This is a genomic window from Geodermatophilus maliterrae (genome assembly GCF_041018925.1).
GTDB classification, from domain to species: domain Bacteria; phylum Actinomycetota; class Actinomycetes; order Mycobacteriales; family Geodermatophilaceae; genus Geodermatophilus; species Geodermatophilus maliterrae.
The window spans coordinates 1-22025 of the sequence record NZ_JBFNXQ010000045.1 but is presented as its reverse complement, the minus strand read 5'-3'; the positions used below and the strand labels follow the sequence as shown (position 1 = coordinate 22025).

General features: G+C 76.4%; 21 protein-coding genes and 1 pseudogene. 12 read left to right on the top strand and 10 right to left on the bottom strand.

The window, feature by feature from the left end; genetic code table 11:
- Nucleotides 1-90 precede the first annotated feature (90 nt).
- Entirely contained in the window at nt 91-1200 is a 1110-nt protein-coding gene (locus ABQ292_RS14710; protein WP_369207615.1) for a zinc-dependent alcohol dehydrogenase, read from the bottom strand.
- Nucleotides 1197-2147, bottom strand: a complete 951-nt coding sequence (locus ABQ292_RS14705; RefSeq protein WP_369207613.1) for a Gfo/Idh/MocA family protein — start codon at nt 2145-2147, stop codon at nt 1197-1199. The genes ABQ292_RS14710 and ABQ292_RS14705 overlap by 4 nt, the downstream gene beginning before the upstream one ends.
- A gap of 164 nt (nt 2148-2311) precedes the next feature.
- On the opposite strand from ABQ292_RS14705, the gene ABQ292_RS14700 reads away from it, so the two are divergent.
- The 9 genes from ABQ292_RS14700 (at nt 2312) to ABQ292_RS14660 (ending at nt 11826) form a co-directional block, all read left to right on the top strand.
- Nucleotides 2312-3310, top strand: coding sequence for a bacteriorhodopsin (locus ABQ292_RS14700; RefSeq protein WP_369207611.1), 999 nt, complete (start codon nt 2312-2314; stop codon nt 3308-3310).
- 2 nt (nt 3311-3312) lie between these two features.
- Nucleotides 3313-4311, top strand: coding sequence for a Brp/Blh family beta-carotene 15,15'-dioxygenase (locus tag ABQ292_RS14695; RefSeq protein ID WP_369207609.1), 999 nt, complete (start codon nt 3313-3315; stop codon nt 4309-4311).
- Nucleotides 4308-5168, top strand: coding sequence for a pyridoxal kinase PdxY (pdxY, locus tag ABQ292_RS14690; RefSeq protein WP_369207607.1), 861 nt, complete (start codon nt 4308-4310; stop codon nt 5166-5168). The genes ABQ292_RS14695 and pdxY overlap by 4 nt, the downstream gene beginning before the upstream one ends.
- 254 nt (nt 5169-5422) lie before the next feature.
- A complete protein-coding gene (locus tag ABQ292_RS14685) occupies nt 5423-6886 on the top strand; it encodes an amino acid permease (protein ID WP_369207605.1) in 1464 nt (487 codons plus the stop codon).
- 181 nt (nt 6887-7067) lie between these two features.
- Nucleotides 7068-8336: an NRAMP family divalent metal transporter gene (locus ABQ292_RS14680; RefSeq protein WP_369207603.1), complete on the top strand. Its 1269-nt coding sequence runs from the start codon at nt 7068-7070 to the stop codon at nt 8334-8336.
- Between the two features lie 10 nt (nt 8337-8346).
- Nucleotides 8347-9096 (top strand): LamB/YcsF family protein, encoded by a 750-nt coding sequence (locus ABQ292_RS14675; RefSeq protein ID WP_369207601.1) that lies wholly within the window; start codon nt 8347-8349, stop codon nt 9094-9096.
- Entirely contained in the window at nt 9096-9710 is a 615-nt protein-coding gene (locus ABQ292_RS14670) for a 5-oxoprolinase subunit B family protein (protein ID WP_369207599.1), read from the top strand. Before ABQ292_RS14675 ends, ABQ292_RS14670 begins: the two co-directional genes overlap by 1 nt.
- Nucleotides 9707-10552 (top strand): 5-oxoprolinase subunit C family protein, encoded by an 846-nt coding sequence (locus tag ABQ292_RS14665; RefSeq protein ID WP_369207597.1) that lies wholly within the window; start codon nt 9707-9709, stop codon nt 10550-10552. Before ABQ292_RS14670 ends, ABQ292_RS14665 begins: the two co-directional genes overlap by 4 nt.
- Nucleotides 10549-11826 carry an MFS transporter gene (locus tag ABQ292_RS14660; protein ID WP_369207595.1) on the top strand — a complete coding sequence of 426 codons (1278 nt, stop codon included), beginning with the start codon at nt 10549-10551 and terminating at the stop codon, nt 11824-11826. Before ABQ292_RS14665 ends, ABQ292_RS14660 begins: the two co-directional genes overlap by 4 nt.
- A gap of 147 nt (nt 11827-11973) precedes the next feature.
- Here the strand turns inward: ABQ292_RS14660 and ABQ292_RS14655 are convergent.
- Nucleotides 11974-12351: pseudogene (locus ABQ292_RS14655) on the bottom strand (aldehyde dehydrogenase family protein); the annotation flags it as partial.
- On the opposite strand from ABQ292_RS14655, the gene pgi reads away from it, so the two are divergent.
- Nucleotides 12350-13996, top strand: a complete 1647-nt coding sequence (pgi, locus tag ABQ292_RS14650) for a glucose-6-phosphate isomerase (protein ID WP_369207593.1) — start codon at nt 12350-12352, stop codon at nt 13994-13996. The pseudogene ABQ292_RS14655 and the gene pgi sit on opposite strands and share 2 nt — an antisense overlap.
- 58 nt (nt 13997-14054) lie before the next feature.
- Here the strand turns inward: pgi and pcaC are convergent, their stop codons facing one another.
- Genes pcaC through pcaH form a run of 5 tightly spaced genes read right to left on the bottom strand, consistent with a single transcriptional unit; the run spans nt 14055 to nt 18000 of the window.
- Entirely contained in the window at nt 14055-14468 is a 414-nt protein-coding gene (pcaC, locus tag ABQ292_RS14645; protein ID WP_369207591.1) for a 4-carboxymuconolactone decarboxylase, read from the bottom strand.
- Complete coding sequence (gene pcaD, locus ABQ292_RS14640) at nt 14465-15244, bottom strand: 3-oxoadipate enol-lactonase (protein WP_369207589.1); 780 nt, start codon at nt 15242-15244, stop codon at nt 14465-14467. Before pcaD ends, pcaC begins: the two co-directional genes overlap by 4 nt.
- The gene (gene pcaB, locus ABQ292_RS14635) at nt 15244-16569 is read right to left on the bottom strand and encodes a 3-carboxy-cis,cis-muconate cycloisomerase (RefSeq protein ID WP_369207587.1); all 1326 of its coding nucleotides are present in this window, start codon (nt 16567-16569) and stop codon (nt 15244-15246) included. Before pcaB ends, pcaD begins: the two co-directional genes overlap by 1 nt.
- Nucleotides 16570-16603: 34 nt before the next feature.
- On the bottom strand, nt 16604-17254 hold the full coding sequence (pcaG, locus tag ABQ292_RS14630; protein WP_369207659.1) for a protocatechuate 3,4-dioxygenase subunit alpha: 651 nt from the start codon (nt 17252-17254) through the stop codon (nt 16604-16606).
- Entirely contained in the window at nt 17254-18000 is a 747-nt protein-coding gene (gene pcaH, locus ABQ292_RS14625) for a protocatechuate 3,4-dioxygenase subunit beta (protein ID WP_369207585.1), read from the bottom strand. Before pcaH ends, pcaG begins: the two co-directional genes overlap by 1 nt.
- Before the next feature lie 68 nt (nt 18001-18068).
- Between pcaH and ABQ292_RS14620 the strand changes: the two genes are divergently transcribed.
- Both ABQ292_RS14620 and ABQ292_RS14615 read left to right on the top strand, forming a co-directional pair.
- Nucleotides 18069-18845, top strand: coding sequence for an IclR family transcriptional regulator (locus tag ABQ292_RS14620; RefSeq protein ID WP_369207583.1), 777 nt, complete (start codon nt 18069-18071; stop codon nt 18843-18845).
- Between the two features lie 51 nt (nt 18846-18896).
- On the top strand, nt 18897-20066 hold the full coding sequence (locus tag ABQ292_RS14615) for a 4-hydroxybenzoate 3-monooxygenase (RefSeq protein WP_369207581.1): 1170 nt from the start codon (nt 18897-18899) through the stop codon (nt 20064-20066).
- Between the two features lie 28 nt (nt 20067-20094).
- Here the strand turns inward: ABQ292_RS14615 and ABQ292_RS14610 are convergent, their stop codons facing one another.
- Together ABQ292_RS14610 and ABQ292_RS14605 are read right to left on the bottom strand one after the other, a co-directional pair.
- Entirely contained in the window at nt 20095-20943 is an 849-nt protein-coding gene (locus tag ABQ292_RS14610; RefSeq protein ID WP_369207579.1) for a hypothetical protein, read from the bottom strand.
- Between the two features lie 9 nt (nt 20944-20952).
- On the bottom strand, nt 20953-21870 hold the full coding sequence (locus tag ABQ292_RS14605) for a ribonuclease Z (RefSeq protein WP_369207577.1): 918 nt from the start codon (nt 21868-21870) through the stop codon (nt 20953-20955).
- Nucleotides 21871-22025: the final 155 nt, after the last annotated feature.

The window sequence follows — 22025 nt, the reverse complement described above, 5'->3', positions numbered from 1 at the left end:
TGCAGCCGACCGCGTATTGGGAACAAGACGGATCGCACTCCGGTCGCGCGGCACACCGCACGACACGCCGGGTGCCGCGCGGACGCGGCGTCAGAAGCGGAGGACGGCCTGCAGCGGCGGCGACGGCAGCCGGCGGTCCGCGAGGTCGGCCAGCAGCGCCGGGCCGTCGCCGAACGGGACGACGTCGGTGACCAGGTGCCGGCGGACGTCGTCGCCGCGCTCGCGCAGCAGGTCGAGCGTGACGTCGGCCAGCGCCGTGCGCGGCCAGGCCCCGGCCATGCCGCGCGGCACCCGGCTGATCTGCGCGCACACGACCGACAGGCCGTTGTGGTGGAACTCCTCGCCGAGGCGGACCGCCTCCGCGCCGGCCTGGTAGAAGCCCAGGTCGACGACCACGCCCTGCGGCCGCAGCGCCTTGAGACCGGTGGCCAGCGCCGCGTCGTGCCCCCGGCACTGCAGGACGACGTCGGCACCGGCGTCGCCCGGCGCGTGCCGCCACCGCTGCTTGACCACCTGCCACGCGCCGCCGTCGTCGTCCACGGTGGCCAGTCCCAGCACGCCGGCGACCGCGCGCCGCTGCGCGGAGGGGTCGGCGACGACGACGTCGGCCGCGCCGTGCCGGACGGCGAGCAGCGCCGACAGCAGCCCGATGACGCCGGCGCCGGTGACCAGCACGTGCCGGTCGCGGACGCCGTCGCCGACCCCGCCGCCCGGCCCGGTGAACTGGGCCGTGGCGTGCAGCAGGCCGTTGACGCAGATCGGGCCCATCTGGGCGAGGTAGACGCCGAGCAGCGGGTCGAGGTCGTCGGGCACCGGGATGACCGGCTTGACCGACGGGTCGGCGCAGTACCCGGTGCGGTGGCCGTAGGCCATGGCCACGCGGGTGCCCTCGGCCAGGTCGGGGCTGCGGCTCTCGGTGACCCGCCCCACCTCCATGTAGCCGAGAGTGCGGACGGGGTAGCCGGCGGTCGGGCCGTCGCGGAACGCGCGCAGGTCGGGGTCCCAGTGCAGCCGGTGGTGCGGGGTGGTACCGCGCACCAGCGCCACCTCGGTGCCGGCGCTGACGCCGCTGTACTCGGTGCTCACCCACGCCTGGCCGGGGCCGGGCTCGGCGTCGGTGTCGTCGAGGACCTCCGGCCGCCCCGGGGCGACCACGCCGATGGTGCGCACGGCTCGCACGGGGCTCTGCGGTCCGCTCACAGCCGCACCGTGCCACCGTCGGCCGCCGCCCGCGCGACGGCCACCGCCAGCCGGTGGGTGCGCAGCGCCTCGGCGTAGGGCGCCCGGACGTCGTCGCCGTCCCCACGGACGGCGGCCACGAACGCGGCGTCCTCGACGGCGATCGGGTCGGCCTGCCGCGGGACCGTCCGCTCACCGGCCTCGTCGGCGACCCGCAGCTCGTGCTCGGTGAGCTCCAGACCCAGCCCCGGCGCCACGACCTGCACCCCGATCCGGTAGCCCCGCGGCGCCACGCAGCTGTTGGAGAACGTGCCGACCGCGCCGCTCCGGTAGCGCAGCGCGGCGGTGCAGACGTCGAGGACGTCGCCGGGGCCGTCCGGGGAACGCCCACCGGTGGCCCAGCCGTCGGCCACCTCGCCGGCCAGCACCCGGCCGACGTCGAGCAGGTGGGTGGCCTGCTCGACGGTCTGCCCGCCCGACTGGTCCTGCCGCGCCCACCAGGGCACGTTCGGCGCCCTGTCCAGCCACGCGCCCAGGAGCAGCCGCGGCGGCCGGCCGGCCGGCAGGGCGCGGGCCTGCTCGAGGGTGTCGAGGTAGCGCCAGTGGTAGCCGACGGCGGTCAGCAGCCCGGCCGCCTCGATGCGGGCGGCCAGCCGCTCGGCGGTGGGCAGGTCGGTGGCCAGCGGCTTCTCGACGAACAGCGGCAGCCCCGCCTCGACCGCCGCCTCCTCGACCGCTCCGTGCTGGTGCGGCGGGACGCACACGTAGAGGGCGTCGAGCGTCTCGCCGTCGAGGAGCTCCTCCCACGACCCGTAGGCGCGCGCCCCGGCCCGCTCGGCCAGCGCCCGTGCGCGGTCGACCTGCGGGTCGGCGACCCCGGCGACGACGACGCCGTCCAGCGCGGTCAGGGACCCCACGTGCCGGCCGGCGATGAACCCGGCTCCCACCAGCCCGATGCGCGTGCTCACGCGCCGGTCCTGCCCGGCTCCGCGGCGGCCGAACCCCGGCCGTCGCGGCCGTGCCGCGGCTCAGGACCGCCACCGGTCGCCCGGTTCGGTGGCGCACGGCCGGGTAGCGCACCCGCCGGGGCCGGAGCCGGGTCCTGCACCCGCTGCCGACCTCCGGAGGTCCCGTGGACGTCGTCGACACCCCGACACCCGAGCTGCAGACGATGTCGCTGGGCCTCTACGACCTGGTGCACTTCGCGCTCATGGCCGCCGGGTTCAGCCTGCTGGCCTACTTCCTCTACACCTGGGCGAGCAGGGAGGAGGTCGGCCGCCGCTACCGGCCGGCCGTGTACGCCGGGCTCTGTCTCGCCGCGGTCGCGACCGTGTCCTACCTCGTGCTGTTCCTCAAGTGGGACACCGGCTTCGACCTGCAGGACGGCCGCTACCTGCCCAACGCGGAGGCCCGGTTCACCGGCTCCACCCGCTATCCCGACTGGGCGGTCACCGTCCCGCTGCTCACCGTGGAGCTGCTCGCGGTCTGCTCCCTGGCCGGTGCGCGGGCGCGGAACCTGCGGGCCAGCGCCATGGCCGCGGCCTTCCTGATGATCCTCACCGGCTACCTCGGCGCCCAGGTGGTCGCCGACGGCCGGGACCGGACCGCGCTGGTGGTCTGGGGCCTGGTCAGCACGGCCTTCTTCGTCTACCTGTACGTGGCGCTGATCGGGGCGGTGCGCGCCTCCCTGCCGCACATGGGCCGCGAGGCGGCGGTCAGCCTGCGCAACGCCACGATCGTGCTGCTGGGCAGCTTCGGCGTGTACCCGCTGGTGTACGCGATCCCCGTGTTCGTCGACGTCACCCCGGCCTGGTCCGCCACGGTGCAGGTCGCGTACTCGACCGCCGACGTCATCGCCAAGGTCGGCTTCGGGCTGTTGGTCCACAAGGTCGCCGTCCTGCGGACCGCCGAGGACGTGCGTGGCGGCGTCGACACCCACCCCGAGCCGGTCTGGGTGAGCAACGTGCACGAGAGCGACGGCGTGCTGCCGGAGCTCGGCCGGGTGTCCTCCTCGGCCGCGGCCGCCATCCGGGGCGAGCACGACCACCACGGGCACGACGACCACGGGCACGACGACCACGGGCACGACGGCACGCACGGCGCGACCCGGACGGCGCGCGACCGGAGCTGACCGTGCTCCTTCCGCTCCGCCGTCGGGGAGCAGCGCCCGCGACCGACCCCCGGGCCGCCGTCCCGGCCCGTGCGGCGACGGTCGTGTCCCTGGCCGCCGTGGGGGCGGTCGTCGCCGTCGAGGTGCTGGTGCCCGGCGGCTGGGACGGGCTGGCCTGGCTGCCGCTGGCGGCCGGCCTGCTGGTCGGCCTGCCGCACGGCGCCGTCGACCACCTGGTCCCCGCCTGGCGGCTGCACCGGCGGCCGGCCCGGCTGGCCGCCTTCGCCCTCGGCTACGCCGCCCCGGCCGCGGTGGCCTGGCTGCTGTTCCGGGCCGCGCCCGGACCGGCACTGGCCGTCTTCGTGCTGGTCTCGGCCGGGCATTTCGGCAGCGGGGAGACCGCCTTCGCCGACCTGCGCGCCGGCCGGCCGGTCCGCCGCGCCGCGCTGCCCGCCGCGGTCCTCGGCGCGCTGGTGCTCCTGGTGCCGCTCGTGCGCGGCGCGCGGGAGGCGGCCCCGGTGGTCGCCGCGGCGGTGCCGGGCAGCGACGGCGTCCTGCCGCCGGCGGTGGGGACGGCGGTGCTCGTCGTCGTGCTGCCCGCGGCGGCCGCTCTGGCGGTGGGCCTCCTGCTGGAGACGCGCTGGCCGGAGGCGGCCGAGGTGGGTGTGCTGCTGGTGCTCGTGCTGGTGGTCCCGCCGCTGGCGGCCTTCGGCGTCTGGTTCGGCTGCTGGCACTCGGTGCGCCACGTCGCCCGGGTCCTCGCCGCGGACCCGGCCAACGCTGCCGACCTCGCCGCCGGCCGGCTGGCCGCACCGCTGCGCAGGTTCGCGCTCGCCGCCGCGCTGCCGACGGCGGCGGCGCTCGTCGTCCTGGCGGTCCTGTGGTCGGCCGCGGACGGGGAGGGAGACCTGCTGGCCACCACCCTGCCGCTGCTGGCCGCGCTCACGCTGCCGCACGTCCTCGTCGTCGCCTGGCTCGACCGTGCCCCGCGCGCGGTGCCACCGGGCGTCGTGGCACGGTGACGGCCGTGGTGAACGTCCTCTCCATCCAGTCGCACGTCGCCTACGGGCACGTGGGCAACTCCTCGGCCGTCTTCCCCCTGCAGCGCCTCGGCGTCGAGGTGTGGCCGGTGCACACCGTCCAGTTCTCCAACCACACCGGGTACGGCGCGTGGACCGGACGGGTCTTCGACGGTCAGGCGGTGGAGGAGGTCGTCGACGGGATCGCCGACCGGGGCGTGCTCGGCACCGCCGACGCCGTCCTGTCCGGCTACCTCGGGTCGGCCGACATCGGCCACGCCGTCGTCGGCACGGTCGGCCGGGTGCGGGCGGCCAACCCCGACGCCGTCTACTGCTGCGACCCGGTCATCGGCGACGTCGGCCGCGGCGTCTTCGTGCGGCCCGGCATCGAGGAGCTCATGCGGGAGGTGGCGGTCCCCGCGGCCGACCTGGTCACCCCCAACCACTACGAGCTCGACCTGCTGGCACAGACGACGACGCGGTCGCTCGACGAGGTCGAGGGTGCCGTCGCGGCGGTGCAGGGGCTGGGCCCGCGGGTCGTCCTGACGACGTCGCTGGTCACCGACGACACCCCGGACGACGCCGTCGACCTGCTCGCCTCCGAGGGCGGCCGACACTTCCGGGTGCGCACACCGCGGCTGTCGGTGGCGGTCAACGGCGCCGGCGACGCGATCGCGGCGCTGTTCCTCGCGCACTGGCTGGAGACCCGATCGGCCGGCGAGGCGCTGGGCCGGGCCGCGGCGAGCGTGTGGGGGCTGCTGCGGCGCACCGAGGAGGCCGGGTCGCGGGAGGTCCTGCTGGTGGCGGCGCAGGACGAGTTCGTGTCACCGTCGCGCACCTTCCCCGTCGAGGAGGTCTGAGGAAGGACCCTCCTGCCCCCCACCCCTCGCACGCTCGCGGCGGGCCCCTGCAGCAGGGCCGCCTCCTGCCCCCCACCCCTCGCACGCTCGCGGCGGGCCCCTGCAGCAGGGCCGCCTCCTGCCCCCCACCCCTCGCACGCTCGCGGCGGGCCCCTGCAGCAGGGCCGCCTCCTGCCCCCCACCCCTGCGGGCGCGGTGGTGTGACCCCCGTCGTCCGCCGGGCGGGTCCGGGCGGCACCACCCAACATGGGCGGGTGCACCTGTTCCGGACCAAGCCGGTCGAGCGCCTCGGGGACGACGCGGCCGAGGGGGTGGGCCACCTCCGCAAGCGGCTGTCGGCGCGGCACCTCGTCGGCTTCGGCATCGGCGTGGTGATCGGCACCGGCATCTTCACCCTGACCGGCGTCGCCGCCCGGGACACCGCGGGCCCGGCGGTCGTGGTCTCGTTCGCCGTCGCCGGCGTCGTCGCCCTGCTGGCCGCGCTCTGCTACGCCGAGCTGGCCTCCTCCGCGCCGACCGCCGGCAGCGCGTACTCCTACGCGTACGCCACGGCGGGCGAGGTGGTCGCCTGGGTCATCGGCTGGGACCTGTTCCTGGAGTTCGCACTGGGCGCCGCGGTGGTGGCCCGCGGCTGGTCGGGCTACGTCGGCAACCTGCTGGACCTGCCGCCCTCGCTGTTCGGCGAGGAGGCGCCGGTCAACGTCGGCGCGGCGCTCATCGTGGTCCTGCTGACCGCCGTCGCGGTGCTCGGCATCCGCGAGTCCGCCCGCGTCACCGCCCTGCTCGTGGTGGTCAAGGTCGCCGTCTGCGTGTTCGTGGTCGTGGCCGGGGCCTGGTTCGTCCGCGGGGCCAACCTCACCCCGTTCGTCCCGCCGGGCCGGCCGGCCGAGGGCGAGGGCGGGCTGGCCCAGCCGCTGATCCAGGCGATCGCCGGGATCGACCCGGTCGTCTTCGGCGTCGGCGGGGTGCTCACCGCCGCGGCCGTCGTCTTCTTCTCCTACACCGGCTTCGAGGCGGTCGCGAACCTCGGGGAGGAGACCCGCCGCCCCGGCCGCGACCTCCCCCTGGGCCTGTTCGGCACCCTCGCGCTGGCCACCGCCCTCTACATCGGGGTCTCGCTGGTCGTGGTCGGGATGGTCCCCTACGACCGGATCGACCCCGGCGCGCCGATCGCCGACGCCTTCGACCAGGTGGGCCTCGGCTGGGCGTCCGCGCTCATCTCGCTGGCCGCGGTCGCCGGGCTGACCTCGGTGATCCTGGTCGACCTCATCACCGTCGGCCGGATCGGCTTCGCGATGGGCCGCGACGGCCTGCTGCCGCAGTCGGTGGCGCAGGTGAGCCCGCGGACCGGCACGCCGGCGCGGGTCACGCTGCTCTTCTCGGTCCTGGTGCTGGTCATGGCGACCTTCGTGCCGCTGGGCGCGCTGGCCGACCTGGTCAGCATCGGGACGCTCTTCGCGTTCCTGCTCGTCTCCGTCGCCTGCGTCGCGCTGCGCCGCACCCGCCCGGACATGCCCCGGCCGTTCCGGGTGCCGTTCTCCCCCGTGGTGCCGGTGCTCTCCGCGCTGGCGTGCCTCTACCTGATGCTCAACCTCAGCATCGAGACCTGGCTGCGCTTCCTCGCCTGGCTGGCGATCGGTCTCGTCGTGTACGCCGCCTACGGCTACCGGCACTCGCACCTGCGCCGGTCGGCGGAGCCGGCCGCCCGCCCGGGCTGAGCCGGCGCTCCCCGAGGGAGCGGAACGCGCCCGTCCGGTTCGCGTTGCTGCCGGCCGCCGGCCTGGCTAGCCTCCCGGACGGCGGCGAGCAGGCACCGCCACGCCGTCGACCGCGCCGCGAGCCGTCCCGCCGCCGAGGACGCCGGTCCGCACGCAGCCGGTCGAGAGCCCGGGAGCACCGATGTCGCACCCTCCGGCCGACCGCGCCCAGACCACCCCCGCCGGCCCGTCCCCGACCGGGGCGCCCGCCGGCGGCCGCATGTCGGCCGGGACCCGGTCGACACTGCTCGGCGCCATGTTCCTCATGGCCACCTCGGCCATCGGCCCGGGCTTCATCACCCAGACGACGACGTTCACCGTCCAGCTGGGTGCCGCGTTCGCCTTCGCGATCGCCGTGTCCATCGTCATCGACATCGCGCTCCAGCTGAACGTGTGGCGGGTGATCGGGGTGAGCGGCCGGCGGGCCCAGGAGCTCGGCAACCTCGTCCTCCCCGGGCTGGGCTGGGTCATGGCCGCCTTCCTGCTGGCCGGCGGGCTGGTGTTCAACATCGGCAACGTCGCCGGCGCGGGCCTGGGCACCGACGCCGCGCTGGGGCTGGACCCGAGGATCGGCGGGGCCGTCTCCGCGCTCGTCGCCATCGCGATCTTCCTGAGCAAGCGCGCCGGGGTGGCCGTCGACCGCATCGTCGTCGTGCTCGGCCTGCTGATGATCGCGCTGACCGCGTACATCGCGGTCACCTCCGGCCCGCCGGTGGGCCGGGCACTGCGGAACGTCGTCCTCCCCGAGGAGGTCTCGTTCCTGGCGATCACCACGCTGGTCGGCGGCACGATCGGCGGCTACATCGTCTACGCCGGCGCCCACCGGCTGCTCGACTCCGGGGTCACCGGCCGCGAGCACGTCCGCGACATCACCCGCGGCTCGATCACCGGGATCGTGATCACCGGGATCATGCGGGTCGTCCTCTTCCTCGCCATCCTCGGCGTGGTGGCCGGTGGGGCCGACCTCGGCACCGAGAACCAGGCGGCCAACGCCTTCCAGACGGCGGCGGGCGAGGTCGGGCTGCGGGTCTTCGGCGTCGTGCTGTGGGCCGCGGCGATCACCAGCGTCATCGGCGCGTCCTACACCACGATCTCCTTCGTCACCTCCCGGACCCGCACCGCCGACCGCACCCGCACGCTGCTCGTGGTCGGTTTCATCGCCGTCACCACGCTGGCCTTCCTGCTCATCGGGGCCGCCCCGACCACGCTGCTGGTGTTCGCCGGCGCGTTCAACGGGCTGCTGCTGCCGATCGGGATCGCGGTGCTGCTCTGGGTGGCCACCCGCCGCGCCGACCTGATGAACGGGTACCGGTACCCGCGCTGGCTGCTCGTGGTCGGCTGGACGGCGTGGCTGCTCACGCTGTACCTGGCGGTCAACTCCGTCCGTCCCGTGATCGAGCTGTTCGCCTGAGGAGGCCGGCATGGACCTCAACTCCGACCTCGGCGAGGGCTTCGGCCAGTGGCGGCTCGGTGACGACGACGCGCTGCTCGACGTCGTCACCAGCGCCAACGTGGCCTGCGGCTTCCACGCCGGTGACCCCTCCATCATGCGGCGGGTGTGCGCGCGGGCCGCGGAGTCAGGAGTCGCCGTCGGGGCCCAGGTGTCCTACCGCGACCTGGCCGGGTTCGGCCGCCGCTTCATCGACGTCGAGCCCGCCGAGCTGACCGCCGACGTGCTCTACCAGCTCGGGGCGCTGGAGGCCTTCGCGCGGGTCGCCGGCACCCGGGTCCGCTACGTCAAGCCGCACGGCGCCCTCTACAACACGATCGTCACCCACGAGGAGCAGGCGGCGGCCGTGGTGCGGGCCGTGGTCGAGTACGACCGCGAGCTGCCGGTGCTGGGGCTGCCCGGGTCGGCCTGGCTGCGGCTGGCCGACGAGGCCGGGCTGGCCACGGTGTCCGAGGCGTTCGCCGACCGCGAGTACACCCCCGAGGGCACCCTGGTCTCCCGCCGGCTGCCCGGCGCGGTGCTGCACGACGCCGACGAGATCGCCCGCCGCTGCGTCGCGATGGCCACCGGCGAGCCGGTCACCGACGTCGAGGGCGGCCTGCTGCGGCTGGCACCCGAGTCGATCTGCGTCCACGGCGACACCCCGGGCGCGGTGGCGATCGCCCGGCGGGTGCGGGCGGCGCTGACCGAGGCCGGGGTGCCGCTGGGCCCCTTCGTCTGATGCGCGTCCTGCCGAGCGGCTCGACGGCGCTGCTGGTCGAGCTCGACGACCTCGACGCCGTCCTCGGCCTGTACGCCGCGCTGACCGCCGAGCCGATCGAGGGCGTGCTGGACGTCGTCCCGGCGGCGCGCACCGTGCTGCTGGTGACCGACCCCGCGGTGACCACCCTCGCCGCCGTCGTGCAGGCGGTGCGGCGCACGCGGCCCCGCCCCGGCCGGCGGGAGGGCGGCGAGCTGGTGGAGCTGCCGGTCGTCTACGACGGCGCGGACCTCGGCGACGTCGCCGCGCTCCTCGGCGTGACCGCCGAGGAGGTGGTGCGCCGGCACACCGGCACCGAGTGGACGGTGGCCTTCTGCGGCTTCGCCCCCGGCTTCGGCTACCTCACCCCCGACGGGGAGGCGTGGGACGTCCCGCGCCGGGACAGCCCGCGGACCAGGGTGCCGCCCGGGTCGGTGGCGCTGGCCGGCGAGTTCAGCGGCGTCTACCCCCGGGAGTCCCCCGGCGGCTGGCAGCTGCTCGGCCGCACCGACGTCGCCGTGTTCGACGTCGACCGCGACCCGGCCGCGCTGCTGCGGCCCGGGGTCCGGGTCCGCTTCGTGGACGCCGGCTCGTGACGCGCTCCCTGACCGTCCTCGCCACCGGCCCGCTCACCACGGTCCAGGACGGCGGCCGTCCCGGGCAGGGCGCGCTCGGCGTCGGCCGGGCGGGCGCCTGCGACCGCGCGGCCGCCCGCCTGGCCAACCGGCTCGTGGGCAACGACCCGGACGCCGCGGTGCTCGAGGTGACCCTCGGCGGGCTGGTGCTGCGGGCCGACGCCGACCTGGTGGTGACCACGACGGGGGCCCGGTGCTCCGACGCGCACAACGCGCCGACGGCGCTGCCGGCCGGGCGGGAGCTGCGGCTGGGTCTGCCGGCGACCGGGCTGCGCACCTACGTCGCCGTCCGCGGCGAGGTCGCCGTCGAGCCGGTGCTCGGCAGCCGCTCGACCGACCTGCTCTCCGGCCTCGGCCCGCCGGTGCTCTCCCGCGGCGACGTGCTGACGGTGGGCGACCCCGCCGGGCCGATGCCGGGTGTCGACCTCGCGCCGGTGCCCGACCCGCCCGGCGGCGAGGTGACCGTGCGGGTGCTGCCCGGCCCGCGCGCGGACTGGTTCGCCGAGGAGGCGGTCCGCGCGCTGACCGGCACTCCGTGGACGGTGACCGACGAGAGCAACCGGATCGGGCTGCGGCTGTCCGGGGCCGCTCTGGAGCGGACCCGGACCGGCGAGCTGGCCAGCGAGGGCATGGTGCGCGGGGCGCTGCAGGTGCCGCCGTCCGGGCAGCCGGTGCTCTTCCTCGCCGACGCGCCGGTGACCGGCGGCTACCCGGTGATCGGCTATGTCGACGACGGCGACGTCGACCGCTGCGGCCAGCTGCGCCCCGGCCAGACGCTGCGCTTCCGGGGCGCCCTGTCGTGACCCCGTCCCCCTCCGGCCGTCCCCGGCCGTGGTGGCGGGCGCTCGCCCCCGCCGCCGCGCTGGTCCTCGCCGCGCTCTGCCTGCGCGCACCCTTCTCCGCCGTCGGCCCGGTCCTCGGCGAGCTGGGCACCGAGCTGTCGGTGTCGGGGGCCGCGCTGTCGGTGCTGCCCGCGCTCCCGCTGGTCTGCTTCGGCCTGGTCTCGCCCGCGGCCCCCGCGCTGGCCGCGCGCCTCGGCGTCCAACGTGCCGTCCTGGCCGGCCTGGTCGCGCTCGCCGCGGGGATCACCCTGCGGGCGGCCGGCACGTGGGGCCTCTACGCGGGCACCGTGCTGCTCACCGCCGGCATCGCGGTGGCCAACGTGCTCGTCCCGGCCGCCGCGCGAGCGGAGTACGGGGACCGCAGCGCCGCGGTGGTCGGCGCGGCGGTGGCGTCGATGGGGTTCTCGGCGAGCCTCGGCGCGGGCCTGGCCCAGCCCCTGGCCACGGCGGCCGGCAGCGCGATCGCCGGGCTCACCCTGTGGGTCGCGCCGGTCCTGGTGGCGGGCACCGCGATGGCCCTGCTCGGGCGGCGCCGCTCCCCCGCGGCCGGCCCGCCGGCGAGCCGGCTGCCGGTGGTCACCGTCCTCCGCGACCGGGTGGCGCTGGCCGTGACGGCGTTCTTCGGCCTCCAGTCACTGTCCTTCTACGTGATGCTCACCTGGCTGGCCGACGTGCTGGAGGACGACGCCGGCACCTCCCCGGTGACCGCCGGGGGCCTGGTGGCCGCCGCGGCCGCCTTCGGCGCGCCCTGCGCGCTCGTCGTCCCGCCCCTGGCCGCGCGGGCGAGGTCGCAGGTGGCCTGGGTGGCGGGCGCGACGCTCCTGTCGACCGTCGGGATCGTCGGGCTCCTCCTCGCGCCCACGACCGCCCCGGCGGTGTGGGCGGTGCTGTGGGGCCTGGGCACGGGCACGGCCTTCCCCCTGGCGATGACCCTGGTGCTGGTCCGCACCCGCGACGTCGCCCAGACCGGCCGGCTGTCGGCCGCCGCGCAGAGCGTCGGGTACCTGCTGGCCGCGACCGGGCCCCTGGCCGTCGGCCTGCTGCACGACGCGACCGGCGGGTGGCGCGCCGGGCTGGTCGTGCTGCTGGTCCTGCAGGCCCTCCAGCTCACCGCCGGGGTGGCCGCCGGCCGGCCGGGGCTGGTGACCGAGACCCCGGCGGGCGGCGGGCAGCCCCCCGCCGAGGCTCCCGGGTCGCTCGGAAGGGACGGGCGGGCAGGTCGCCGCGCAGGGTGACCCGCTGCGTCTCGGAGAACGCCTCGGGGTCGGCCTGCGGGCCGCCGTGCCGGGAGCCGGTGCCCGAGGCGCCGACGCCGCCGAAGGGCGCCACCGCCTCGTCGTCGACCGTCTGGTCGTCGACGTGGACCAGGAGGCGATGACCCGTACCGGCGGCGCGGTCGCCAGCGCCTCGCCGACGTCCGCGCCGCCGGGCAGCACCTGCAGGACGCCGGCCGGCAGCCCGGCCCCCTCGAAGACGCGGGCGAAGACGGCGCCGCCGGAGATCGCCGTCCGCGGGCCGGGCTCGAGGACGACGGCGTTGCCGAGCGCGAGCGCCGGCGCGACGGCGCGTCGTGGATCCCGCCGGACCTGTCGGTCCACGTGCCGGTCCACACCGTGCCGTGCCAGGCGCCGTCGTCGACCAGTGCCGTGCCACTCCCTCCCGTCCGTGGGCCGCGGGTCCCGGGTTCGCCCCCGCGCCCGGCTCCCGGCAGGGTAGGTGCGTCGGCAGCCGATCCGTCGGCCGGGAGCAGGAGGGGTCATGGGCGTCAGGGACAGCGCGGAGTGGCAGGCACTGGCCGAGCACCACCGGGAGGTGGGCGAGCGGCACCTGCGGGACCTGTTCGCCGAGGACCCCGGCCGCGGCACGGACCTCACCGTGGCCGCCGGCGACCTGTACCTCGACTACTCGAAGAACCGGCTCACCCGCGAGACGGTCCGGCTCCTGGCCGCGCTGGCCGAGAGCGTGGGCCTGCGCGAGCGCACCGAGGCGATGTTCCGCGGCGAGCACGTCAACACGACCGAGGACCGGGCGGTCCTGCACGTGGCGCTGCGCGACCCGGCCACGAGCGGCCTGGAGGTCGACGGCCACGACGTCCGGCAGGAGGTGCACGAGGTGCTCGGCCGGATGGCGGAGTTCGCCGACCGGGTGCGCGGCGGGGAGTGGACCGGGCACACCGGCGAGCGGATCCGCGCGGTGGTCAACATCGGGATCGGCGGCTCGGACCTCGGCCCGGCCATGGCCTACCTGGCGCTGCGCGACTCCTCCGACCGGTCCCTGACGTTCCGCTTCGTCTCCAACATCGACCCGACCGACCTCGCCGAGGCCACCCGCGACCTCGACCCGGCGACCACCCTGTTCGTCGTCGCGTCGAAGACCTTCACGACCCAGGAGACGCTGACCAACGCCAGAGAGGCCCGCCGCTGGCTGGTCGAGGGCCTGGGCGGCGACGGGAAGGCCGTGGCCGAGCACTTCGTGGCCGTCTCGACCAACGCGGAGAAGGTCGCGGAGTTCGGCATCGACACCGCGAACATGTTCGGCTTCTGGGATTGGGTGGGCGGGCGGTACTCGTTCACCTCGGCCATCGGCCTCTCGCTCATGGTCGCCATCGGGCCGGAGCAGTACCGGGAGCTGCTCGACGGGTTCCACACGATGGACGAGCACTTCCGCACCGCGCCGTACGAGGAGAACCTGCCGGCGCTGCTGGGGCTGATCTCGCTCTGGTACGTCGACTTCTTCGGCGCGCAGAGCCAGGCGGTGCTCCCCTACTCGCAGTACCTGGCGCGGTTCCCGGCCTACCTGCAGCAGCTGTGCATGGAGTCCAACGGCAAGTCGGTGCGGTCGGACGGCTCGACGGTCGACGTGGCCACCGGGGAGATCGTGTGGGGCGAGCCGGGCACCAACGGCCAGCACGCCTTCTACCAGCTGCTGCACCAGGGCACGGTGCTCGTGCCGGCGGACTTCCTCGGCTTCGCGCAGCCCAACGACCTCGCTCGTGACAGGGACCTCGACGGGATGCACGACCTCTTCCTGGCCAACTTCCTCGCCCAGCCGCGCGCGCTGGCCTTCGGCCGCACCGCCGAGGAGGTCGCCGCCGAGGGGGCGGCGCCGGACGTCGTCCCGCACCGGGTCATGCCGGGCAACCGCCCGTCCAACGCGATCGTCGCGCCGAAGCTGACGCCGTCGGTGCTCGGGCAGCTGGTGGCCGCCTACGAGCACCGGGTCTTCACCCAGGGCGTCGTGTGGGGCATCAACTCCTTCGACCAGTGGGGCGTGGAGCTGGGCAAGGTCATGGCCAACCAGCTCGCGCCGAAGCTGCAGAGCGAGTCCGCACCCGAGTACGACGCCGACTCCTCCACCGACGCGCTGGTCCGGCTGCTGCGGGAGGGCCGCGGCCGCCCGGCCTGAGGAAGGACCCCTGCCCCGCCTCGGAGGACCCCCTGCAGGGGGGCCGGCCGGGAGACGGTCACTCCCGGCCGCGGAGCTCCTCGAGGATCGGCGCGGCGACCTTGAAGGCGTGGTTGGCGGCGGGCACGCCGGCGTAGACCGCCGCGTGCTGGAGGACCTCGGCGATGTCCTCGTCGGAGAGGCCGTTGTTCTTCGCGGCGCGCACGTGCAGCGCGAACTCGTCCCAGTGCCGCAGCGCGATGCAGATCGACAGCGTGGCGATGCTGCGCTCCCGCCGTTCCAACCCGGGCCGCTGCCAGACGTCGCCCCATGCCGTCCGGGTGATGAAGTCCTGGAACCCGGCGGTGAACGGCGTCGTGCTCGCCACCGCCCGGTCCACCCACGCGTCCCCGAGCACCTCGCGCCGCGTGCGCATGCCCGCCTCCCGGCGGGCCTCGTCGGTGGAGGGGCCGGTCGACGGGTCGTCGCTCACGCGTGGCCCCCGGCCGCGTCCAGGTGCCCGAGCAGCGCGCCGGTGACCTCCAGCGGCTGCTCCAGGTTCGGCAGGTGCGCGCCCGGGCTCACCGACACCAGCGACGCCCCGGCGATCCCGTCGGCGATGGCCTGCTGGTGCGGCGGCGGCAGCGCCGGGTCCTCGGCGCCCGACACCACCAGCGTCGGCGCGGTGATCCGCCCGAGGTCCTCCCGCAGGTCCACCGCGGCCACCACCTCGCAGCACAGGGCGTAGCCCTCGTCGTCGGCCCCCACGATCATCGCCTCCAGGCGGGCGACCAGGTCGGGGTGCTCCGCCGCGTACGCCGGCGTCAGCCACCGGCTCACCACCGTCGGCGCCAGCGGCGCCGTCCCGCCGGAGCGCGCCGCCGCGGCCCGGTCGAGGAAGCCCTGCGGGTCGGGCCTGGCCGAGGTGGCCAGGGCGACGAGCCGGCCGACCCGCGCGGGCTCGCGCGCGGCCAGCCGCATCGCCGTCATCCCGCCCAGCGACAGCCCCACGACGTGCGCCCGCTGCGCGCCCACCCGGTCCAGCAGCGCGACGACGTCGTCGACCAGGTCGTCGAGCGAGTACGGACCGGCCGGCGCCGGCGACTCCCCGTGCCCGCGGGTGTCGTAGCTGACCACCCGGTAGCGCTCGGCCAGCGCGGGGACCTGCGGGTCCCACATGCCGCGGGTCGCCCCCAGCGAGTTGGACAGGACGACGACCGGCGCGTCGGCCGGCCCGTCCTCGGTGTACGAGACCTCGACGGCGGCCATCAACGCTCTCCCTCGGTCAGTCGGTCGTGCTCGGCCAGGGCCGCGTCCACCTGCGCGCCGGCCTCCCCCACGTCGGACGTGGCGGCCAGCACCGCGGCGACGTCGACGTCGTCCCGGGCGGCCACCACCTCGGCCAGCGACCGCCCGCTCTCCCGCGCCTGCCGGGCGGCCGCGGCCGCCGCGTCGTGCGCCGCTCCCCTGCCCAGCGACGGCGCCAGCGCCTCGGCCAGCGCGCCGGCCAGCGACCCCTCGCCGGCCGCGGCCACGGTCGCCGCCATCCGGTCGACGTCCGGCCGCAGCCCGCGCAGGCTCTCCGCCAGCCAGGACGCCGCCGACCCCACGCTGACCAGCAGGTCGGTCAGCGCCGGCCACTCGCTGTGCCACGCCCCGGCCGCCCGCTCGTGCTCCTGCTCCATCGCGCCCAGCAGCGTGGCCACCAGCCCCGGAGCCCGCCGCGCGCACGCCCGCGCCGAGATCGCCGCGACCGGGTTGCGCTTGTGCGGCATCGCCGACGACCCGCCGCGCCCCTCGCCCACCTCCGCGACCTCGGCCACCTCCGACTGCGCCATCAGCACCACGTCGACGGCGACCGTCGCCACCACCCCGGCGGCGGCACCCAGCGCACCGGCCAGGTCGGCCACCGGCAGCCGCACGGTGAACCAGGGGACGGCCGGCGCCACCAGCCCCAGTTCCCCGGCCAGCGCCGCGCGGACCGCCACCCCGGCGCCCGACGACGCCGCGAGCGTCCCGACCGCGCCGCCGTACTGCACCGGCAGCGAGGCCACCACCTCGGCCAGCCGCAGCCGCGCGCCCTCCAGCCCGGCGAGCCAGGCCGCGGCCTTGAGCCCGAACGTCGTGGGCAGCGCCTGCTGCATCAGCGTGCGGCCCATGACCACGTCGTCGCGGTGCGCCCGCGCCAGCTCGGCACAGCGACCGGCCGCGGCCGCCAGGTCGCCGTCCACCGCGGCGACGGCCCGCCGGGCGAGCAGCACCAGGGCGGTGTCGACGACGTCCTGGCTGGTGGCGCCCACGTGCACGGCGACCGCGTCGCGCTCCCCCACGGCGTCCTGCAGGGCCCGCACCAGCGGCGGCACCGGGTTGCCCGCGTCGGCGGCCCGGGCGACCACGGCCGCGAGGTCCAGCCGCGACGGGTCGGCACAGGCGGCGGTCACGGCGTCGGCCGCGGTGGTGGGGACCAGACCGCTGCGGGCGGCGGCCCGCGCCAGCGCGGCCTCGACCTCCAGCAGCGCGCGGAACCAGGCGTCGTCGGAGACGGCCGCCGCCGCACCGCCGCGGGCGAAGGTGCCGGCGAACAGACCTCTCACGCGTCCCTTCCTACCGTCGCCCCCGGCACGCCGCTCAGACGGCGAAGAAGACCGTCTCCCGGTCGCCCTGGAGGTGGACGTCGATGCGGTAGCCGTCGTCGGTCCGCTCCGCGAGGAGGGTGCGACGCTGCTCCTCGGTCAGACCGCGCAGGACGACGTCCTCGGCGTTGGCCTCGGTCTCGTCGGCGAAGTAGATCCGGGTGACGACGCGGTCGAGCAGGCCGCGGGCGAAGACGGAGACGTCGACGTGCGGCGCCTGCAGGCCACCCTCGCCGTCGGGCACCCGCCCGGGCTTGAGGGTGAACACCCCGAACTCGCCGGTGATCGTGGACGCACGGGCGTAGCCGCGGAAGCCGGGGTGCGAGACCGCGCCGCGCGGGTCCTCGGGCGACGGGAACCGGCCGTCCGGGTCGGCCTGCCAGGTCTCGATCATCGCGTCGGGGACGATGTCGCCCGCGCCGTCGAAGACCCGGCCGCGGATCCAGATCCCGCCCTCGGTGCCCTCGGCGGCGGCCCAGACGCCGTCCGGCCAGGTCAGGCCGATGGCCAGGTAGGGGCCGACGGTCGCGCTCGGGGTGGTGCCCAGCCGGAGCGGTTCGGTGAGGAAACCGGTGCCGCGCTGCCCGGAGCGGGGCTGGAAGGGGACGGCCGGGTCCGGCGGGACGTCCAGCGGGTTCACCGTCATCACGCCACGTCTCCGTCGTCCTCGGTCTCGAAGGGGGTCTGGTCCGTGCCGCGCAGCACGATGTCCCACTCGAAGGCGAGTGCCCAGTTGTCCTGGGTCCGGTCGAGGGAGTACCGGCTGACCGCCCGGTACCGCGCCGCGGCGGGGATGGAGGTGAAGATCGGGTCCTGGCCGAACAGCGGGTCGTCCGGGAAGTACATCTGGGTGACCAGGCGCTGCGTGAAGGCCCGGCCGAACAGGCTGAAGTGGATGTGCGCCGGCCGCCACGCGTTGTGGTGGTTGCCCCACGGGTACGCGCCCGGCTTGACCGTCATGAACTCGTAGCGGCCCAGACCGTCGGTCACCACCCGGCCCAGCCCGTCGAAGTGCGGGTCCAGCGGCGCGGGCCAGTTGTCCGCGACGTGCCGGTAGCGGCCGGCCGCGTTGGCCTGCCACACCTCGACCAGCGCGCCGGGCACCGGGCGGCCGTCGCTGTCGAGCACCCGGCCGTACACGAGGATCCGCTGACCGATCGCCTCGCCGCCGTTGCGCAGCGTCAGGTCGGCGTCCTGGGGCAGCACCCGGTCCTCGCCGAGCACCGGGCCGGTGATCTCGGTGAGCCGGTGCGGCAGGTCGACCGGCGTCCGCAGCGGCGCGCGCAGCGCGGTGCTCCGGTAGCCGGGGAAACCCACGGGCGTCCGGTTCTCGGCGGGTTCGCGCAGGTAGCGCGGCAGGAGCAGTCCACTCTCCGATGTGGTCCCGGTCATACCCGGCAACGTACGTCCCGCGGACTACGCTCCCCAAGCCCGCGTTCCCGCTCAGCGGAAGGACGGCCATGTCCGGAGGCAGCGCCGCCCCCGGGCGCTCGGTGACCTCCCGGGCGCTCGCCGTCCTCGACGCCTTCGACGCCTCGGCGCCGCGGCTCACCCTCACCGAGATCGCCGAGCGGTCGGGCACCCCGCTGACCACCACCCACCGGTTGCTCGCCGAGCTGACCGACTGGGGCGCCCTGTCCCGCCGGGCCGACGGCCGCTACGAGATCGGCCGCAAGCTCTGGGACCTCGGCCTGCTCGCCCCCGTGCAGCTGGAGCTGCGGCAGTTGTCGTCGCCCTTCCTCCTCGACGTGCACACCGCCACCCGGGACACCGTGCACCTCGCCGTCCGCGACGGGGTGTCGGCCCTCTACGTCGAGCGGATCTCCGGCCGCGAGTCGGTGCCGGTGGTCAGCCAGGTCGGCAGCCGGCTGCCGCTGCACGCCACCGGTGTGGGCAAGGTGCTGCTGGCCTCGGCACCGGACGACGTCGTCGCCGAGGTCCTGGCCGCGCCCCCGCGGGCCACCCGGCACACCGTCGTCGACCCCGCACGGCTGTCCCGCGAGCTGGCCGAGGTGCGCCGCCGCGGCTGGGCCCGCACCGCCGAGGAGATGTCGCTGGGCACCGCCTCGGTCGCCGTCCCGGTGCGCGTCGATCGGGCGGGCACGCCGGTCGTCGCCGCGGCGCTGGGCATCGTCGTCCCGAGCCACCGGCGCGACCTCGCCCGGCTCGTGCCGGTGCTCGAGGTGGCCGCCCGGGGCATCGGCCGGGCGCTGGCGCGAACGGCCCCCTTCCGCTGAGCGGGAGCACACGGTGTCCTCCGGGACGTAGCCGGGGTCACACTCGCCGGCATGCGCACCCAGGTGGGGATCATCGGCGCCGGCCCGGCCGGACTGCTCCTGTCGCGGCTGCTCGCCCGGCAGGGCATCGACTCGGTGGTGCTGGAGAACCGGTCCCGCGAGTACGTGCAGGGCCGCATCCGCGCCGGGATCCTCGAGCAGAACACCGTCGACGTCCTCACCGAGGCCGGCATGGGCGACCGGCTGCACCGCGAGGGACTCGAGCACCGCGGGGTGTACCTGCAGTACCCGGGCGTGCGCCACCAGCTCGACTTCCCCGGCCTGTGCGGCCGCCGGGTGTGGGTCTACGGGCAGACCGAGGTGGTCAAGGACCTCATCGCCGCCCAGCTCGGCGGCGGCCCGCCGCTGCTGTTCGACGTCTCCGACGTCGCCATCGAGGACGTCGACACCGACGGTCCCCGCATCCGGTTCACCGACGCCGACGGCGTGCCCCAGGTGCTCGAGTGCGACGTCGTCGCCGGCACCGACGGCTTCCACGGCCCGTCGCGGGCGGTCGTGGCCGAGGGCGCGGCCGGGCAGCAGCTGTGGGAGCGCACCTACCCCTACGCGTGGCTGGGCATCCTGGCCGACGCCGCCCCGGCCACCGACGAGCTGATCTACGCCTGGCACCCCGACGGCTTCGCGCTCTACTCGATGCGCTCGCCGTCGGTGTCGCGGCTGTACCTGCAGGTCGACCCGTCGGAGCGGATCGAGGACTGGTCCGACGACCGCATCTGGTCGGGCCTGGCGACCCGGTTCGCGCACGAGGGCTGGGAGATCAGCACCGGGACGGTCACCGAGAAGTCGATCCTGCCGATGCGCTCGTTCGTCAGCGCGCCGATGCGCCGCGGCCGGCTGTTCCTCGCCGGTGACGCCGCGCACATCGTCCCGCCGACCGGCGCCAAGGGCCTCAACCTCGCCGTCGCCGACGTCGTCCTGCTCTCCCGCGCGCTGGTGCGGCTGCTGCAGGAGAAGGAGACCGACCTGGTCGACGCCTACTCCGACGCCGCGCTGGCGCGGGTCTGGCGGGCCACCCACTTCTCCTGGTGGATGACCTCGATGCTGCACACCACCGGCGACCCGTTCGACGCGCAGCTGCAGCTCTCCCAGCTGCGGCGGGTGTGCTCCTCCGAGGCCGCCGCCCGCGAGCTCGCCGAGAACTACACCGGCCTGCCGCTCTGAGGAGACCCCGGCCCGAGGGCAGGGTCGGTCAACCGTCGGGCAGCAGCGCGGCCACCCGGTCGGCGGTGCCGGGCGCCAGCGGCAGGTGCCGCAGGACGCCGGTGACCTCCCCGGGCTCCAGGCCCTGCTCGCCCAGCACGGCGAGCAGCCGGCCGGCGTCCTCCGGCGGCACCGGCGCGGCGAGCCCCGCCTCGCGGACGGCGGCCAGCGCGAGGAACAGCGCGCCCGCCAGCCCCTCGTCCGGCTCCCGCCCGGTCGGCGCCGGCGCGGCAGCGGCGGCGCGGGTGGCGGCCTCGGCGGCGCGGACCAGGGACAGCGGCAGCCCCTCGGACTCGACCTCCAGCAGCGGCATGCGCCCGAGCGCGGCCAGCACGAGGTGCTCGGCCTCGGTGCGCAGCGGCTCCTCCCACTCGCCCACGCGGACGACGCCGGCCAGGTCGACGTCGGCGGGGTCCTCGCCCAGGTCGTCGAGCAGCTCGGCCCACTGCCCGGGCCGGGTGCGGCGGGCGCGGTCGGCGGCCAGGACGCAGGTCTCCTGCACGAACGGCTCGATGACCTCGCGGTCGAAGCGGTCGGCGAAGACGGTGCCGTCGGCGTCGACGGCGTTGAGCGCGTCCTGGAAGCTGCCGGGGCGGGCGTCGCCGAGCTCGAGCCGGCCGTCCTCCTCCCCCGACAGCGCCTGACCGGTCGCGGCGCGGTCGCCGATGGTCGACCCGGTGGCCACGAGCCGGCCGCGCAGCCGCAGGTGGTGGGGGCGGTCGGACAGGCCCACGCTCCACGCGCACGCCTCGGCGATCAGCGCGGCACGTCGCTCGCGCAGCACCTCGCGGCCCAGCAGGCCGAACCAGTCGGGCTCGAATCCCAGGGTGTCGAACACCCCTCCTGCCTACCCCGCGCGCGGGGGGACCGGCACGCGCTGCAGGTCGGCGGCGACGACGAGGTCGCCGTCGTACACCGCACGGGCCTCGTCCGCGAAGCGGCGCGGGTCGTCGTAGCGCTGGGAGAAGTGGGTGAGCACCAGCCGCCGCACCCCGGCCTCCGCGGCCACCCGCGCGGCCTGCCGGGCGGTCAGGTGGCCGTACCGCCCCGCCAGCGCGGCGTCCTCCTCCAGGAAGGTCGACTCGACGACCAGCAGGTCGGCGCCGTCGGCCAGTGCCGGCACGCCGTCGCACATGCGGGTGTCCATGACGAAGGCGAACCGCTGTCCGGGCCGGGGCGCGCTCACGTCCTCGAGCCGCACCGTCCGCTCCCCCACCCGCAGGACGCCCGCGCGCTGCAGCCGGCCGACGTCCGGCCCGGCGACGCCGGCCGCGGCCAGTCGGCCGGGCAGCATCCGCCGGCCGTCGGGCTCGACCAGCCGGTAGCCGAAGGACTCGACCGGGTGGTCGAGCCGCCGGGCCTCCCACGTGCCGGCTGGGTCCTCGGCCACCGGGCCGTCGCCGGTGACCGGTCCGCCGCGCACGTCGGCGACGTCGGCGACGACGCTGGCGTGCCGCAGCCGCTCGTAGAAGTGCTGCCCGGAGGCCGGGTGGTGGACCGTCACCGGGTGCGGGACGCGGTCCAGCGACATCCGCTGCACCACGCCCGGCAGGCCGAGGCAGTGGTCGCCGTGGAAGTGGCTGACGAACACCCGGTGGACGGCGCTGCTCGGCACCCCGGCCAGGAGCATCTGCCGCTGGGTGCCCTCGCCGGGGTCGAGGAGGAAGCCGCGGCCGTCCCAGCGCAGCAGGTAGCCGTTGTGGTTGCGGGTGCGGGTGGGCGCCTGGCTGGCGGTGCCGAGCACGACCAGCTCCCGCGCCGCCACGGCCGCGACGCTACCGGCGCCGTCCGCCCGCGGCGGTGCCGCACGAGCCGTCGGCCGGCGGCGGGCGGGTCCGGCACACCGCCGTGGGGGGGCCCCCCCCCGGGGGGGCGCCCCCCCCCCGGGGGGGGGGGGCCCCGCGGGGGGGGGGGGGGCGG